Consider the following 15,520-nt stretch of genomic DNA (forward strand, 5'->3'; position numbering starts at 1 on the left):
AGAGTTTAGATGCACCTCTATCGTAGTCACACTTGTGCCCAGCTTTCCGCCCCAAATGTCGGCGAAAGCGTCCGCCTGTCGGGCTGGATGCATCGAAAGCGCGACCATGGCGGGGTGCTTTTCATCGACCTGCGCGACCATTACGGGATCACGCAGATCGTGGCGGACGAAGACTCGCCCGCGCTCGCCGTGCTGGAAAAGCTGCGCCCCGAAAGCGTCGTCACCATCGACGGCGAAGTGAAGGCGCGCACAGCCGAAACGGTGAACAAGGACCTGCCCACGGGCGAAATCGAGGTCTTTGCCCGCGCCATCACCGTTCAGAGCGCCGCCGAAGAACTGCCCATGCCGGTGGCCGGTGAGCAGGAATACCCCGAGGACATTCGCCTGAAATACCGCTTTCTCGATCTGCGCCGCGAGACGCTGCACGCGAACCTGATGACGCGCACCAAGATCGTCGCCGATATCCGCGAGCGCATGAGCGCGGCGGGCTTCAACGAGTTTTCGACCCCGATCCTGACCGCGTCATCACCCGAAGGCGCGCGCGACTTCCTTGTGCCGAGCCGTCTGCACGCCGGGCACTTCTACGCGCTTCCGCAAGCGCCCCAGCAATACAAGCAGCTGCTCATGGTGGCCGGGTTTGACCGCTATTTCCAGATCGCGCCGTGCTTTCGCGACGAAGACCCGCGCGCCGACCGCCTGCCCGGCGAGTTCTATCAGCTCGACCTCGAAATGAGCTTTGTGACGCAGGAAGAGGTGTGGGACACGATGGAGCCGGTGATGGCGGGCGTGTTCGAGGCCTTTGCCGATGGCAAGCCGGTGACGCCTGCGGGGGAATTTCCGCGCATCCCCTACGCCGAGGCCATGCTCAAATACGGCACGGACAAGCCGGACCTTCGCAACCCGCTGATCATCAGCGATGTCACCAGTCATTTTGAAAAGTCGGGCTTTGGCCTGTTCGAGAAGATTGTCGGCGGGGGCGGGGTGGTCCGCGTGATCCCGGCGCCCGGCACGCATGAGAAGAGCCGCAAGTTCTTCGATGATATGAACAACTGGGCGCGCAAGGAAGGCTACGCTGGGCTTGGCTATGTGACCCGCAAGGGCGGCGAGTTCGGCGGGCCGATCGCCAAGAACCACGGCCCCGATCGCATGGCCGAACTCTACGCCGAGCTGGGGCTGGGCGAGAACGATGGCCTGTTCTTCGCGGCGGGCAAGGCTGCGGACGCCGCCAAGCTCGCGGGCGCGGCGCGCATCGAGATCGGCGAGCAATTGGGTCTGATCGACGAAGATCGCTTCGATCTCGCCTGGATCATCGACTTCCCGTTCTACGAATATGACGAGGATACGAAGAAGGTCGACTTTTCGCACAACCCGTTCTCGATGCCGCAGGGCGAGCTGGAGGCGCTGGAGAGCAAGAGCCCGCTCGAAATCAACGCCTACCAGTACGATCTTGTGTGCAACGGCTACGAAATCGCCTCGGGATCGATCCGGAATCACAAGCCGGAAACGATGGTGAAGGCGTTCGAGATTGTCGGTCTGTCCAAGGATGACGTGGAGCGCGAGTTCGGCGGCATGTACCGCGCGTTCCAGTATGGCGCGCCCCCGCATGGCGGGATGGCTGCGGGCGTGGACCGGATCGTGATGCTGCTTGTGGGCGCGAAGAACCTGCGCGAAGTGACGCTGTTTCCGATGAACCAGAAGGCCGAAGACCTGCTGATGGGCGCGCCCTCGCGGCCCGAGCTGGCGCAATTGCGCGAGCTGCACCTGCGCGTGGTCGAGCCTCAGCCAAGGCCTGCCTCGGGCGAAGCCTGACCCTTTCGGGCAAAAGAACGGGCGCGCTGCGAAAACGCGGCGCGCCCAGGTTTGTTGGACATTATGTTGTGTAGGGTCGGGGCGGAGCGTCGCGGAGGAACTCTCCCATTCTCTCCGGCGCGCTCGACGCCCTAGGCGATGGTCCCCGATCGCCGTTTCCTTGGTGTTATGCGTATTGCTTTTCGAGCATCGCGCCAAAGCGTTCGCCTTCGCGAATGTCGCGGAACGCGTCGCGCACAGTCAGGCGCATCGAGGCGTCGAGCGAACTCTCGTTGGCAAGGGCGTTTTCAAACTTGGTGGCCAGATAGCTCTCGCCTTCCTCAACGCGCGCAATGATCGCATCGTCGCCCTGCGTCAGGGTATCGGTGATGGTCAGGAACATTCGGTGCGTCTCGCCCGCGACGCTGGCGCTCGTGATCGGCGCTTCGCTGTTGGCCTGGAGGGCGTTGTTGAGTTGCTCGAGCGTCTGCGCTCGCGTGTCGCGGCGGCGCTCAAAAGCTTTCTTGAAGGCGGGTTTTTCAGCCGCTTCGGCCGCCTTGCGGTAGCCTTCAACCGAATCGTAGGTGGTTTGGGTAAGGTCTTTCAGCAGTTCAATAGTCTTCATGGGTCTCCTTGATAGGGGTCGATGAAAGCGTCGCGACCTCGAACAGGCCACTTTGTATCGCGCTTTCAATAAATTAACGGCTCACCCGGCGTATCGATCCGTTCGGTTCGACAGACCGGACGTGAGCTGCGATGAGGTGTTATATTACCGTCGTTTGGGCCTCGGGCAGCTTTGAATGCCCGCCTCAACCCGTTTCCAGCCCGGCCAGATAGGCCTCGACATTGCGGCCCAGCGCGTCGATCCGATAGCCGCCTTCCATCACCGTCACCGTTGGCAGATCGAGCGAATGGATCGCGGCGCCGATGCGGTGCATGTCGGGCGTGGTGAGCTTGAATTCGGAGATCGGATCGCTTTCGAAGGTGTCCGCGCCATAGCTCACGATGAGCGTGCGGGCGCCGAAGCGGGCGATGCGTTCAAGCGCCTTGTCTAGCGCGGCGCTGTAGGCCGGCCACGTCGTCCCGCGCGGCAAAGGCTGGTTGAACGTGGTGCCCGCGCCCTCTCCTTCGCCGGTCTCATCGGCGTGGCCCCAGAAATAGGGATAGTCGCTCTTGGGATCGGCGTGGATCGAGGCGAACAACACCGATCCGTCCTCGTAAAAGATGTCCTGCGTTCCGTTACCATGGTGGTAATCGACGTCCAGGATCGCAACCGGGCCACGCCCGGCATCAAGAGCGGCCCGCGCGGCGATGACGGCGTTGTTGAGGTAGCAATAGCCGCCAAAATAGTCGCGCCCGCAATGGTGGCCGGGCGGTCGACACAAGGCGAACGCGCAGCGCGCCTCACCGGCAATCACCGCCCCCATAGCGCTCAAGGCGCTTTGCGCGGCCCAGTACGCCGACGTCCAGGTGCCCGCAGAAATCGGCGAGGCGGCGTCAAAGCCATATTGGCCCAGGCGCGCGTCGATCCGGTTGTGCTTAAGGGGGCGGCGCCCGCGCACTGGAAAGGCGTAGCCGATCGCGTCGTCCTCGCGGCCCTGCGCAAGCCATTCATCGTGCGCGCCGCGCAAGAAACGGACATAATCGCCTGCGTGGACGGCGAGGATCGGTTCAAGCCCATGATCGCGCGGGGGCGAGGGGGCCGGAAGCGCGGCCAGGATCGAGCCAAGGCGTGCGGGGCTCTCGGCAAAATCCATCCACTCGCCGTTATTGAGCTCGCGCAGCGGCGCGTGCGCTTGCTGGTGTTCGCTGTAAAAGGTGAGCATGGTTTGCGCCGTAACCGGGCAGGCACGCGATGCGAATGAAAAAATGCGAAAGGATGATCATGCCGAGCGTGACGCGCCGACATACCCTGAGGATCAGTCTGCGCGCCGGGCTTGGTCTGGCGGGCTGCGCCCTGCCGCTCGCGGCGTGCCAGGGCGCAGCCGAGGGCACTGGCCGGGGCGGGAGCGGGGGCGCGGGCGCTGGGGCAACGAAGGCGCACGTGATGGGCACGATCCATGGTCGCCACCGCACCAGCGAGGCCTATTCGCTGGACGTTCTCAGGGCCGCAATCCTGAGGGCGGACCCCGATGTGATCCTGACCGAAATCCCGCCCGACCGGGTCGCGCGCGCTCTTTCCAGCTATCGCGAAACCGGGGCGGTCGATGAGCCGCGCACGCGCGTCTTCCCCGAATACACCGACGTCATCATTCCGCTGGCCCGGCCGCAGGGCTGGCGCGTCGTCGGCACCGCCGGGTGGACACCGGCCATCGCGCGCGAGCGCCGCGCCGCGCTCGCAGCGATCCGCGAAGACCCGGCGCGCGCGGCGCAATGGGAGGAGCATCGGACGGCGCGGCGCGAGTTGGCCGAGGCGATGCGCGGGCGCTCGGACGATCCGCTCTTCATCCACACGTCGAAGTTCGATCGTCTGGTCGCCGCTTCGCGCGAGCCTTATGCGCGCCATTTCGACGCGGATCTTGGCGCGGGCGGGTGGACAGCTATCAACGCGGCGCATCTTGCGTTTATCAACGCCGCGCTCGATGCGATCACGGGCCACGGCCTTAACGCCCTCATCACTTTCGGGACGGCGCACAAATACAAGATTCGCCAAAGCCTTGCGCAGCGAAGCGACGTCGCTTTGGAGGACACGCGCGCCCTGTTTGTCTAGTTCGCTCCACAAGCGGCTTGCGCGCGGCGCTATCTTGACTTGCGCTTAACCGTACCGACCTTTAGGGGCGAGGGGAATTTCCACATCCCAGACTTAATGAGGGAACCACATGAGCGATACTGCCGACCGCGTGCAGAAAATTGTAGTCGAACACCTTGGCGTCGAAGCCGACAAGGTCAAACAGGACGCCAGCTTCATCGATGATCTTGGTGCGGACAGCCTTGACATCGTCGAACTCGTCATGGCTTTCGAAGAAGAATTCGGCGTTGAAATCCCCGACGATGCGGCGGAGAAAATCTCCACGGTCGGCGACGCGACAAAATATATCGACGAGCACGCGGGCTAACCCAGCTCCCGCGTCAGGCGCTCGCTGAGGCGGGCGAAGGTTTCGCAGGCCCGAGCCCGTAAGAGGGTCTTCGGGCCTGTAGCGTTTTGAAAAGAGAGAAGCAGATGCGCCGTGTTGTCGTAACGGGTCTTGGTCTGGTCACCCCGCTTGGAGGCGATGTCGAGACCTCCTGGAAAAACCTGATTGCCGGCGAAAGCGGAGCCGGGCCGATCACCCGCTTCGACCCCGAAGCGCAAAAGTGCAAGATCGCCTGCGAGGTGAAGCCCAAGGATCATCCCTGGGGCTTTGATCCGGACAAGCGGGTCGACAGCAAGATCCAGCGTCAGGTCGATCCTTTCATCGTCTACGGGATCGATGCCGCCGGGCAGGCGATCGAGGACGCTGGCCTCACCGATATGACACAGGCCGAGAAAGAGCGCACGGGCTGCTCTATCGGGGCAGGGATCGGCGGTCTTCCGGGGATTGAGCTCGAAAGTGTCAATCTGCATGAGCGCGGACCGGGCCGGGTCAGCCCGCACTTCGTCCACGGTCGCCTGATCAACCTTGTCACCGGGCAGGTGCAGATCAAGTATGGCTTTATGGGACCGAACCACGCGGTGGTGACGGCGTGCTCGACCGGGGCGCACTCGATCGGGGACGCGGCGCGCATGATCCAGATGGACGATGCCGACATCATGCTGGCGGGCGGGGCCGAAAGCACGATCAACCCGCTCGGGATCGCCGGATTCGCTCAGGCGCGCGCGCTCAACACCAGCTTTAACGACCGCCCGACCGAAGCAAGCCGCCCGTATGACAAGGCGCGCGAGGGCTTTGTGATGGGCGAGGGCGCCGGGATCGTCGTGCTCGAGGAATACGAACGCGCCAAGGCGCGCGGCGCGACGATCTACGCCGAAGTGACCGGCTATGGCCTGTCGGGCGATGCCTACCACGTCACCGCGCCGCACCCCGAAGGCAAGGGCGCCGAGCTTTCCATGCGCATGGCAATGAGGAAGGCGGGGCTTGAGCCGGGCGATATCGACTATGTCAACGCGCACGGCACCAGCACCATGGCCGATACGATCGAGCTGGCGGCGGTCAAGCGCGTGCTGGGCGAGACCCTTGGCGGTGCGTCGATGAGCTCGACAAAGAGCGCAATCGGGCACTTGCTCGGCGGCGCGGGCGCGGTGGAGGCGGTGTTCTGCATCCTCGCCATGCGCGACGGCGTGGTTCCGCCGACGCTCAACCTGCACGATCCCGACGAGGGAACCGAGGGTATCGACCTTGTCCCCCTCAAAGCAAAGACGCGTGAAGTGAACGCCGCGCTCAACAACAGCTTCGGCTTTGGCGGCACCAACGCCTCGCTGATCATGCAGAAGGTTGCGGGGTAAGGGCGATGAAGCGAGGCGGGCTTCTTCTGGCTGGCCTTGTCGCTCTGGCGCTTGTTGGCGTGCTGCTGTCGCGCTCGTTTCTGGGCGAAGCCAGCGTTGAGAAAGAGACACCCTTTGTCATCCCGGCGGGCTCTTCGCTGACGGCGGTGGCGAGCAAACTTGAGGCCGAAGGGCTGATTACATCGGCGGATGGCTTTCTGCTGCACGCACGGCTCTTCGGCTCCTCCGATCCGATCCAGGCGGGCGAGTTCAAGCTGACGCCGGGCATGGATCAGGGCGATATTCTCACCGCCTTCCAGTCGGGCGATGTCATTCGCCATTACGTGACGATCCCGGAGGGTATGTCCTCGATCCTGGTCCACGAGCGTTTGTTGGCGACCGATCTGCTGACCGGCGAGATCGAGGTGCCGCCCGAAGGCTCGATCCTTCCCGACACGTATTCCTACCAGCGCGGGGCCTCGCGCGCCCAGCTGGTCGAGCGGATGCAGAAGGCGATGGACCAGGCGCTTGCCGAAGAATGGGCCCGGCGCAGCCCCAACGCGGCCGTCGAGACCATGCGCGACGCTCTGATCCTTGCCTCGATCGTCGAAAAGGAAACCGGCAAACCCGAAGAACGGCGCCAGATTGCGGGGCTCTATTCGAACCGCGTTCGCACCGGCATGTTGTTGCAGGCCGACCCGACCATCATCTACCCCATCACCAAAGGCAAACCGCTGGGGCGCCGCATTCGGCAATCAGAGATCGCGTCGGTCAACGGCTACAACACCTATACGCGCGTGGGGCTGCCGGTTGGCCCGATCACCAATCCCGGGCGCGAGAGTATCGCTGCGGTGCTCGACCCTGCGCAGACGGGCGCCTTGTTCATGGTCGCCGACGGCACGGGCGGCCACAAATTTGCCGAGACCAACGAAGAGCACAACGCGAATGTCGAGAAATGGTACCGCCTGCGCCGCGAGCGCGGCGAGATGTGATGGGTCTCGATCGTGTGAAGAGGCGCCGCGGGAGCGGTGAAACGCAGCCGCTATGGCCCAGCCTTTCATCCTGACCGCCGCTCTGCCGCCGGACATTCAGAGCTGGGCGGAGGGTTTGCGCCGCGCGCATTACCCGCCGACACGCAATCACCTGCACGCGCATGTCACGCTGTTTCACTCTTTCGCCCCGTCGCTGCTGGACGAGCTGACAGACTTCCTTCCGCGCGTGAGCGGCGAGTTCGCCGCGCCTACCGCATCGATTTCTGGCATCATGGATCTTGGTACCGGCACCGCGATCGCCCTGGCCTCGCCCGATCTACTGGCCCTTCGCGCCATGATTGCGGATCATTTTCATGGGAGCCTTACCGAACAGGACCTCTACGAGCCGCGCCCGCACATCACGATCCAGAACAAGGTGACGAAGCGCGAGGCGAGGGCGCTCCAGGCGAGCCTCGCCTCGGAGGTCGAAGCGCGCGCGGATCGCGGGGCGTTTGCGTTCCCGGCGCTTGAGCTTCACCTTTATCGCGGCGGTCCGTGGGATCTTGTGAAGCGCAGCGCGTTTCGTGGCCGCGCGCGGCCTGGTTGAACACCGGCGCGACGAAATGCGAAGGCGGGTGCGCGCAAGCGGTTGACCAAGCGCCAACAGGGTCCTAAACGCGCCGCTCGCTTGAGGCACCTGTGCCTCGCGACAAGCTCTTTTGCGGCTCGCATGGGGCGGAGTAGCTCAGGTGGTTAGAGCAGCGGAATCATAATCCGCGTGTCGGGGGTTCAAGTCCCTCCTCCGCTACCAATAATTTCAATATTTTAGTGAAGTTTTGGAGTTCTGAGCCTAGCGTTAGGCTCGGGATAGGCTCGCGCGCCTTACGTTACGGAATCCTTTGTATTTCTTGACTTGAGAATTTTGCAAAAGTTTCAAATGTCAAGCAATACTTGAAATCTATGTTTGTAAGGCGGCTCTAGTGTGATATTTATACACATATTGGTCGAGTGATTCGACCGAGTTTCCGCGCTAACCAGAGCGCCGTCGTCGGGTCGGCATCCGACGTCCTCTTTCTAACCTACCCGCTTCGTAAGCGGGCAAGCATGGAGGGCGTTCGTCATGATTACATCAAAATAAAATCCCTCCGGCAGCAAGCATGAGCTCGCTGTCCGAAGGGATATGTTTGCTTGAAAGTGTTGGAGCACTCTCAAGCTCAATAGGAAGCTACTTATGACAAATGAAATTACTGGAGAAATCAAATGCGAAACAAGAAGCCCCTTGTGGGCATTTTATCACTCTTTGCGGCCGCCTGCCACCATTTGGACGTAGCCACGAAGCTGTTCGTCTCAGCCTTTGCGGGTTTCGCCGTGACCAAGGCCGGTGGCGCTGCGTTAGGGACTGTGAACGCGGTTCTAGCGCTTAGCTACGTTGTGTTCTTTTGGCACTGTTGGGAATGGTTTTCCAGATTCCTTGTATGGTTTGGTCAAGTAAGCCGGAGACTTCAAGAAACGCTGGAGGCATTGATCAAGAGGTTCGCTCGTGCGTCAATGGCACAGATAATCAGATGGATGCGCAGAATTGGAGGGTGGTTCAAATAGTATCGCGGCTGATCCGGTTCCCTGAAAGGAGGCAGGGGGCTGGTCCGTCTTCCATTACTACTACAATTCGATCTTTGATCCGGAAAGGGTCGCCAATCGGGGTGTTCACCGAACCATTACCGAAGCCTTGCGATTTCATCCAAGAGAGTTCGAAAATTGGCCCTAGCGTCACCGCAGGTCAGGCCACCCGCGGCCAAATTGGCTTCACGAAGCCAGTTTTGTGGCTCTATTGAAGGGTTTTGATCATCCATCGTGCGGTTCGAAGTCGCCCAAATGGTGATTTCGCGTTTGAGGCCAGGTTTGCCAAATCGGTAGTTCAATACAACGTTTTTTACGCGTTCGAAGAATTTGTCGATCATGGCGTCAGAAATGCGGTTTTGGGAGAGATCATCCAGGTTTTCTCGCAGTGCTTCCCGTTCATGCGTGAGCTTGTCGCGCTGTGATTGAAAGGTCTCGCGATCAATCAGTTCGTCAAGGAAGGCGTTGGTAAGGCGCTCCAGTCGAGCAGAGATCTGATCAATCCGGAAGGTGAGTGCTCGCACCTCTTCATCTTGAGGCCGTGAACCAGATTGTCTCTTTATCTCATCCACCAGCCAGTCGGCCTTTTCTGGCGTCAACTTATACGCTTCGAGCATATCCAAAATGAGCATGTCGAGCCGATCTTCGCGCACAGACTTTGCTGGGCAGCCAATTTGGTGGCACCGGTAATAGACGCGGTTTTTCTGCAGCTCCCCCGTCAGGAGTCCGCCACAATGCGCGCAATGGAACAGACCGCGAAACGTGTGATTGTGCTTAGTGACCTTCTTACCAACCTTGCCTGATTTGATCTGCTGCACCTTCTCAAAGAGCGATGCTGAGATCAGCTTCTTGTGCTTTCCCTGATAGGTGACTCCAGTGGTGCGCAGGCGCACCGTGCCGCAGTAGAACGGGTTTTCGAGTATCTTTTCCAGACTGCTGCGTGAGACCACGCGGCCTTTTCGTGAGCGGAAGCCGCGCCGCTGCATCTCTTTTTGGAGCGAGCGGAGCGAATACTCACCGCTCGCATACAGATTGAAAGCCTGCTTGATAAAAGGTGCCTGCGCTGGATCAGGGATTTTCAGCTCGGCTTTGCCTTGGCTCAAATAGCCCAAAGGTGCTGGGAAGGGATACAATCCCATATCGATTTGCTTCTGCTGCCCTTTACGCACTTCATCGCTTAGATTGCGGCTGTAGTCAGCAGCAAAAACGGCTTGGATGTCAGCCGATAGCCGACCGCCACGGGTGCCGAAGTCCAGATTTTCAGTTGCGACATGGATTTCGATACCGGCGTCAGCGAGTTTATGAACTTCGCCCCAGTCGGTGTAATTGCGGGCCGAGCGGTCGATCTTGTGGACAATGAAACCTCGCGCACGCCCGCGCTTGAGGTTTTTCACCATCTTGTTGAACTCGGGCCTGCCCGTCTTACTCGCTGTGACCGTTTCTTCATACCAACCGATGATCTGCAAATCGCGGCGATCAGCATATTGCTCGATCACATCTTTTTGTGCGTCCAAAGAGACGCCCTCGCCTTGGCGCAGTGTTGAAACGCGCACATAGCCATAGCAGGTGGTCATAGATTTTCGGAGTTATTGTCGGACTCTATCACAGCCTCGAAATCTGTCGAATCGTCCGTCCACGGCCAAGTGCCATCGCGCATCATCTGCTCGTATTGCCGCAGGCAGATTTCCAGATAGGCTTGTAGGTGTGGATCATAGGGCATACGCGGGGTGGGACTTAGATTGATAAGAGTGCGGTGTAGGGAGCGTCGAGAACGAGAACGCTTTGCGCTTGTGCCCGTCGACCATAAGTTGGGCAAAGCCTCGATAATTCGGCAGTTGCGGAAAATAGCGCGGTTCAATGTCTCCGAACTGGCGGGCAATCAGAGGGGCATCCTGCGCGCCGATACGCAGCGATATGAGCGTGCCCGCATTGCCGATGATGGCATCCACTACGGCTTTGTCGGCCTGAGTGAGAAACTGATGCGAAGCGCAGAGCCCAAGCGCGTATTTTCTGGTTTCTGACAAAAGGTCGGCCACGCTGCCAGTGGTGAAGGCATGAAATTCATCGGCGTAGACGAAGAATGGTCGTCGTTCTTGTTGTGGCAGATCGTGACGGCTCATCGCCGCATTGATAAAATTGGTCATCACAAGGCCGCCGACGACATTTGCGATGTCGGCGCCGACGCGGCCTTTGGCCAGACTTACCAGCAATACCTGGCCTGCATCCATAATCCGGCGAAAGCGCAGCGGTTTCTCCGGCGCGCATAGCGATTGACGCACGGTCGCGTTGGCTAGAAAGGCACTCAGCTTGTTGGCAATCGGTGCCACACCATCACTGGCGGTTAGATAGTTCATCCTGGGAAACTCGACTGTCCAGAATGCCCGCAGCTGCGGATCAGTAAGACGCGCTACGACCGCCCGGCGAAAGTCCTTATCGACATAAAGCCGCACGATCTCGCTCATATCCGATGCAGGTTGATTTAAGAGCGCCAGAACAGCTTGGCGCAAGAGATGCTCCATGCGCGGCCCCCAGTTACGATCGCCCCATTGTTTCTTGAGCGTTTCGATAAAACCGGATGCGATGAGGGGCCGGAGTGCAGCGGGAACGCAGGTGATCGGATTGTAACCATAGGGGCAGGTCGGATCGCCAACCCGCCAATAGATGAGATCGCGGTCGATAATCGCACAAAGTTCATTGGTCAGATCGCCGTGTGGATCAATGAGGCAAAAACCGGTTCCGTTTGCAGCATCTTGCAGCGCCATATTTTTGAGCATGGTGCTTTTGCCCGTCCCGGTCTGGCCGATTATGTATTGATGCGAAAGCCGATCCTGCGCGGTCACACCAAAGGGGCGTGGTCCTTCGCGAGTGTCGGCAAGTCCGAGTGTTATGGCGTTCATACAACTCAGTGTGCGGGAGAGAGGCGTGTCTCGATAGTGCGGTTGGCAGCAGGCCATGTGGCCTGATGGGCACTCGCACTAGACGCGCTTTCCACAGGCGCGGTATTCTACCCCCTGGGGAACGAGGCTGTATTACCTCCGACGCAGTGAGAGCTGCCATCCGGAAAGGTGACAACCTTTCCGAAGGAGCGCGCGCCTCTCGCACTGTGTCGGAGGGATGACGGGACAGATAGCCCGCTTGCCACGAAAATGGGGATTGGGAATCTCACTCGCACTATTGCATTTACCGTGCGCACGATAAGCTTTGCAGTGGGCTTATCAGTTTAATCAAACCCAAGACATGAATACACAATTTGCGCATGATCTGTGTGCGGCTCGCCAGAAGGCAGGCCTTACGCAGCGCGATCTCTGCATATTGCTTGAGATTGGCAGCAAGGACATAGCCGCGCTCGAACAGGGCGTCGTCCAGCCAAGCCCCGAGCAATTGTGCCGATTATCGATCATTTACCGCCGTTCTTTCACCGAATATTATGAAGGGCTGATGCGGGCAGCACGCGAAGCTTTGTTTCGCAGCCTGCCCGATCTGCCGGAACATAGCGGCGATGAGAAAGCCGAATTTAATCGAGACAACACGCTGAAACGACTGGATAGGGAGCTGACCGCCGCCTTAACCCGTCACCATGCAAAGTCTTAGCTATCTGGCCTTTGCCGCCGGGTATCGCCGGATCAGCTTTGTGCTGATCGAAGATGGATTGCTGGCTACCTGGCACACTTCGAACATCGCGGCCAAAAGCCCGGACACTGCACGCGAATTTGCAAGCGAGTTCATAAATTTGTTCCAGCCAAATGTGATTGTGATGGAGAAACTTGAGACCACCAAGCGCAAAGGCAGAAACGCACGCTTGCTTCTGGAGGAGATTCACGGGCAGGCAGAGCAAGCTGAGGGCCACTTTCTCTCGCTCAAGCGTGAAAAGGCCTTTCGCAACCGACAAGCAGAAGCGGAGCATCAGGCGCAAACGGTGTCGGCACGCAGCGAAGGTGGCAACCAACCATTCTTGGCGAGACGGTTAGCCACCTCATCCGCGAGATCGGCTTTTGCCAGTTTGCGGCAGTTCTCGGCTGCTGCCTCTCCGCATTCCTCACGCAAAAGGTCGAGCAAGGCCGATTTGGTCATCTTCCCAAAGAATGCTGCATCGGGTTGCCACTTGGCAGCCATATCGATGCCAAGGCGCTGCTGGATGTCACTTGGCAGAGCGCTGGTCGCATCAACCAGCGTAGCTACCAAAGAGGCAAACAGTTGCTGTTTGCGGTGAGCATCCCACTCCGCGATTTGATCGAGTATGTTGCCGCGCTCAAACTCTGCCAAAGCCTTGTCAGCCGCGTCCTCCGCATCGACGAAGGTGATTCCAGCGAATAGGTCCGCGTCCACCTGCACGGGCGAAGCAGCGGTTCGTAGAGCCAATGGTGAATTCACCGCACAAGCGAGGCGATCCTCAATCAGAGCCACAAGCAAAAGATCGAAGGCCATGTCGGGATTGCCACATAGGGCCTCACGCACGGCCAGCAATTTGATACGGTGGATGGCCTCGGTCAGTTTGCGGCTGAACCGCTCGGGCTTGCCATCGTCCGCCTTCTTGCTCCGCTTGGCTTTACGCAGAGACACCGGCTGAATGGTAAGCGCGCCGTTGTAGCCAAGAAAGATGATGACCTTTGCGTCCTCCTTCTGCTTGTCCGTGAAGCAGCGGCGGGCTTGCTCGATCCTGCCAAGTTCATCGTCGATGGCGCGCAGGTCAGCATTGTTCCAAACCTCGGCTTCGGGGTCCGCCTCGGTGATGGCTTCCGCCTTGGCCTCCAATTCTGCAACCCGCGCTGCTTCCATCGCGGTCAGATCACACAAGCCTTGGGGCCGGATGTGATTTAGCGCGTAGAAGTTGTCGGGTTGACGCTCGACAATCTCAACCTCCGGCCATCTGTCTGCCAGCCATTCCTCGCGCAACGTATCCAATCGCTGCCATACCAACGACCAGACAAGTTCGGCATCGTCGGCAAAACCGCCTTCGTCACCGCTGAACAGATCGCGCGTTATCGTCCCGCCTGCTTCGATGTATTTCGCGAAGGGCACAAGATCGAATAGTCCGCTGTCCGTGGCGATCTTGTCATCGGTGAGCGCCTTGCGAACCATGTGGGCGCTATTGCCAAACTCACCGAAGAGGCGAAGCTGACATTCCTGATCGTCGGTCAGCGTGTAGGCTTTGGCCGTATCTAGCCCGATTTCGTCCTTGGCCAGTGAAGCTCGGATGTCGGGATGCAGGTTTGCCAGCGACAGGATGCGGTTCACATGGGCTGGGGTAACGCCAAAGCGTGCTGCAATGTCGTCACTGGCCAGTCCATCCGCTGCCAGCTTGCCATAGGCCTCGATGGCGTCGGCGGGGTGCATATCGTCGCGTGACTGGTTTTCGGCCAGCGACAACTCGAGCGCTTCCTTCTTTGGCCTGATCGACACTGGCACCACGAAGTCTTCGGGCAAGCGGCCCTGCTTTTGCAGCAAACGGATAGCCTCCAATCGCCGCCCGCCAGCGACTACGGCAAAGCCACTGCCGTTCTTGTATGCGACAAGATTATGGATGACACCGTGCGCGGCAATGTCTTCGGCCAAGGCCTCAATATTCCGACGCTTCGATTTGCGGACATTGAGCGGAGACAGCTTCAAGTTGGCAGGGGCGATGGTGGTGATGGTCATGTAACAGGTCCTTTCCTTGATATTGGGGTGATGGCCCAAACGGCCATCGGCCCTGCCCTTCGGCGAGAACGGGATGGGGAAAGGAAAGCATGAAATGCCTCGGGGTGGTGCGGACGCAGCCCGACACCGTCGGGCGAGTCACGGCCCGTGCATTTCATGCTTTGGAAAACGAAAGGGCAGCGCCCTTGGTGTTTTCCATCAAACAAAAAGACGCGCGGCCATGATATCATGGCCGCATTCCGTGTTCTTCAGGGCTCGCCTGCACGGCTCCGGCTGCAAGTCATGTTGCCGGATTGTGCAGGAGAGCATTTCATGGACAAGGAAAAGAACCAAAATGAGAAGGTTGGGCGCATCCGACGCCTCAACGACCGCTTCCGCCGGTCTGGCATCGGTGGCGACATCCTCATCACGCCTGGCATCCAATCACTTGGCGATGAAGGTCTTCAAAAAGTTGCCGCCAAGGTGGCCGAATTCGATCAGTTCGATCACGACAATGACCCGCATGGCGAACACGACTTTGGCGCGTTTGATCATGACGGGCAGCGCATCTTCTGGAAGATCGACTACTATGGGCCGGACCTGATGTCCGGCAGCGAAGACCCGTCAGACCCTGACGCAACACGCCGCGTCCTCACCATCATGCTGGCTTCAGAATACTGATGCCCGGCCCATCATGGCACCGCTTCGGCGGTGTCATTTTTCCCTACTGACTCAAGGGTGCCCCCACGGCGTACGACCGAGAAGGCGACCAACCACTGTTCGTTTCTGAGCGTGAGACCACGCAATCGAACTCGAACCCCTGCAACCTGATTGATCGATAACAATCACTATGCAAAGCATGATTGCTATAGCTTTATCTCGTCAGCGTCATGAGAACGCGGGCAGACATCAGAAAGCGGCAAGCAGCAGTTGCTCGACTTGCCAACGCTTCCGGGCTTAGCAACCCAAAGGTGAGCCAAAGATCAAGTAACCGATACCGCGCGGACTGCTCGCATTGGGATAGTAAATCTGACCCTAACGGGACGTGGAGCTACTTTGTGTTCTTCGGGGTATCGCAATAATGTCGGTCACACTTGTCTTGCATCGCCTCCTGTATCTTCTAAAC

Annotated in this window: 14 protein-coding genes, 1 tRNA gene and 1 pseudogene; 10 read left to right on the forward strand and 6 right to left on the reverse strand. The window is 59.5% G+C overall.

Annotation, left to right across the window (positions count from 1 at the left end):
- Positions 1–9: 9 nt before the first annotated feature.
- The gene (gene aspS / locus QNI87_RS01760; RefSeq protein ID WP_300593129.1) at positions 10–1,809 is read left to right on the forward strand and encodes an aspartate--tRNA ligase; all 1,800 of its coding nucleotides are present in this window, start codon (positions 10–12) and stop codon (positions 1,807–1,809) included.
- Positions 1,810–1,975: 166 nt separating this feature from the next.
- Here aspS and QNI87_RS01765 read toward each other — a convergent pair whose 3' ends face one another.
- Complete coding sequence (locus QNI87_RS01765; RefSeq protein ID WP_300593131.1) at positions 1,976–2,413, reverse strand: PA2169 family four-helix-bundle protein; 438 nt, start codon at positions 2,411–2,413, stop codon at positions 1,976–1,978.
- Between the two features lie 184 nt (positions 2,414–2,597).
- A complete protein-coding gene (locus QNI87_RS01770) occupies positions 2,598–3,614 on the reverse strand; it encodes a histone deacetylase family protein (RefSeq protein WP_300593134.1) in 1,017 nt (338 codons plus the stop codon).
- A 59-nt stretch (positions 3,615–3,673) separates the two neighbouring features.
- On the opposite strand from QNI87_RS01770, the gene QNI87_RS01775 reads away from it, so the two are divergent.
- The 6 genes from QNI87_RS01775 to QNI87_RS01800 all read left to right on the forward strand — a co-directional run bounded on the left by QNI87_RS01775 (position 3,674) and on the right by QNI87_RS01800 (position 7,972).
- Positions 3,674–4,498 carry a hypothetical protein gene (locus QNI87_RS01775; protein WP_300593137.1) on the forward strand — a complete coding sequence of 275 codons (825 nt, stop codon included), beginning with the start codon at positions 3,674–3,676 and terminating at the stop codon, positions 4,496–4,498.
- A gap of 109 nt (positions 4,499–4,607) precedes the next feature.
- On the forward strand, positions 4,608–4,844 hold the full coding sequence (locus QNI87_RS01780; protein WP_300593140.1) for an acyl carrier protein: 237 nt from the start codon (positions 4,608–4,610) through the stop codon (positions 4,842–4,844).
- A 104-nt stretch (positions 4,845–4,948) separates the two neighbouring features.
- Positions 4,949–6,211 (forward strand): beta-ketoacyl-ACP synthase II, encoded by a 1,263-nt coding sequence (gene fabF, locus QNI87_RS01785; protein WP_300593143.1) that lies wholly within the window; start codon positions 4,949–4,951, stop codon positions 6,209–6,211.
- 5 nt (positions 6,212–6,216) lie between these two features.
- A complete protein-coding gene (gene mltG, locus QNI87_RS01790) occupies positions 6,217–7,182 on the forward strand; it encodes an endolytic transglycosylase MltG (RefSeq protein ID WP_300593146.1) in 966 nt (321 codons plus the stop codon).
- A gap of 52 nt (positions 7,183–7,234) precedes the next feature.
- Complete coding sequence (locus QNI87_RS01795; RefSeq protein ID WP_300593149.1) at positions 7,235–7,768, forward strand: 2'-5' RNA ligase family protein; 534 nt, start codon at positions 7,235–7,237, stop codon at positions 7,766–7,768.
- Between the two features lie 127 nt (positions 7,769–7,895).
- Positions 7,896–7,972 (forward strand) — tRNA-Met (locus QNI87_RS01800).
- 904 nt (positions 7,973–8,876) lie between these two features.
- Here the strand turns inward: QNI87_RS01800 and QNI87_RS01805 are convergent.
- On the reverse strand, positions 8,877–10,352 hold the full coding sequence (locus QNI87_RS01805) for a recombinase family protein (protein WP_300593152.1): 1,476 nt from the start codon (positions 10,350–10,352) through the stop codon (positions 8,877–8,879).
- A 135-nt stretch (positions 10,353–10,487) separates the two neighbouring features.
- Positions 10,488–11,675, reverse strand: a complete 1,188-nt coding sequence (locus QNI87_RS01810) for a hypothetical protein (protein WP_300593155.1) — start codon at positions 11,673–11,675, stop codon at positions 10,488–10,490.
- 340 nt (positions 11,676–12,015) lie between these two features.
- On the opposite strand from QNI87_RS01810, the gene QNI87_RS01815 reads away from it, so the two are divergent.
- Positions 12,016–12,369: a helix-turn-helix transcriptional regulator gene (locus tag QNI87_RS01815; RefSeq protein WP_300593158.1), complete on the forward strand. Its 354-nt coding sequence runs from the start codon at positions 12,016–12,018 to the stop codon at positions 12,367–12,369.
- 312 nt (positions 12,370–12,681) lie between these two features.
- Here QNI87_RS01815 and QNI87_RS01820 read toward each other — a convergent pair whose 3' ends face one another.
- Both QNI87_RS01820 and QNI87_RS15705 read right to left on the reverse strand, forming a co-directional pair.
- A complete protein-coding gene (locus QNI87_RS01820; RefSeq protein WP_300593160.1) occupies positions 12,682–14,145 on the reverse strand; it encodes a hypothetical protein in 1,464 nt (487 codons plus the stop codon).
- Positions 14,146–14,187: 42 nt separating this feature from the next.
- Positions 14,188–14,385 (reverse strand): annotated as a pseudogene (locus tag QNI87_RS15705) (ParB/Srx family N-terminal domain-containing protein); the annotation flags it as partial.
- Between QNI87_RS15705 and QNI87_RS01825 the strand changes: the two are divergent.
- Complete coding sequence (locus QNI87_RS01825) at positions 14,296–14,508, forward strand: hypothetical protein (RefSeq protein ID WP_300593162.1); 213 nt, start codon at positions 14,296–14,298, stop codon at positions 14,506–14,508. The pseudogene QNI87_RS15705 and the gene QNI87_RS01825 overlap by 90 nt on opposite strands.
- A 63-nt stretch (positions 14,509–14,571) precedes the next feature.
- Positions 14,572–15,075: a DUF3768 domain-containing protein gene (locus QNI87_RS01830; protein WP_300595283.1), complete on the forward strand. Its 504-nt coding sequence runs from the start codon at positions 14,572–14,574 to the stop codon at positions 15,073–15,075.
- Positions 15,076–15,520 lie beyond the last annotated feature (445 nt).

This window comes from Erythrobacter sp. (assembly GCF_030066995.1).
Taxonomy (GTDB): domain Bacteria; phylum Pseudomonadota; class Alphaproteobacteria; order Sphingomonadales; family Sphingomonadaceae; genus Erythrobacter.

Bases quoted from the DNA above. Each gene is read 5' to 3' on its own strand.
- aspS (WP_300593129.1), top strand. From the start codon at position 10: ATGCACCTCTATCGTAGTCACACTTGTGCCCAGCTTTCCGCCCCAAAT.
- QNI87_RS01765 (WP_300593131.1), bottom strand. From the start codon at position 2,413: ATGAAGACTATTGAACTGCTGAAAGACCTTACCCAAACCACCTACGAT.
- QNI87_RS01770 (WP_300593134.1), bottom strand. From the start codon at position 3,614: ATGCTCACCTTTTACAGCGAACACCAGCAAGCGCACGCGCCGCTGCGC.
- QNI87_RS01775 (WP_300593137.1), top strand. From the start codon at position 3,674: ATGCCGAGCGTGACGCGCCGACATACCCTGAGGATCAGTCTGCGCGCC.
- QNI87_RS01780 (WP_300593140.1), top strand. From the start codon at position 4,608: ATGAGCGATACTGCCGACCGCGTGCAGAAAATTGTAGTCGAACACCTT.
- fabF (WP_300593143.1), top strand. From the start codon at position 4,949: ATGCGCCGTGTTGTCGTAACGGGTCTTGGTCTGGTCACCCCGCTTGGA.
- mltG (WP_300593146.1), top strand. From the start codon at position 6,217: ATGAAGCGAGGCGGGCTTCTTCTGGCTGGCCTTGTCGCTCTGGCGCTT.
- QNI87_RS01795 (WP_300593149.1), top strand. From the start codon at position 7,235: ATGGCCCAGCCTTTCATCCTGACCGCCGCTCTGCCGCCGGACATTCAG.
- QNI87_RS01805 (WP_300593152.1), bottom strand. From the start codon at position 10,352: ATGACCACCTGCTATGGCTATGTGCGCGTTTCAACACTGCGCCAAGGC.
- QNI87_RS01810 (WP_300593155.1), bottom strand. From the start codon at position 11,675: ATGAACGCCATAACACTCGGACTTGCCGACACTCGCGAAGGACCACGC.
- QNI87_RS01815 (WP_300593158.1), top strand. From the start codon at position 12,016: ATGAATACACAATTTGCGCATGATCTGTGTGCGGCTCGCCAGAAGGCA.
- QNI87_RS01825 (WP_300593162.1), top strand. From the start codon at position 14,296: ATGGATGACACCGTGCGCGGCAATGTCTTCGGCCAAGGCCTCAATATT.
- QNI87_RS01830 (WP_300595283.1), top strand. From the start codon at position 14,572: ATGCTTTGGAAAACGAAAGGGCAGCGCCCTTGGTGTTTTCCATCAAAC.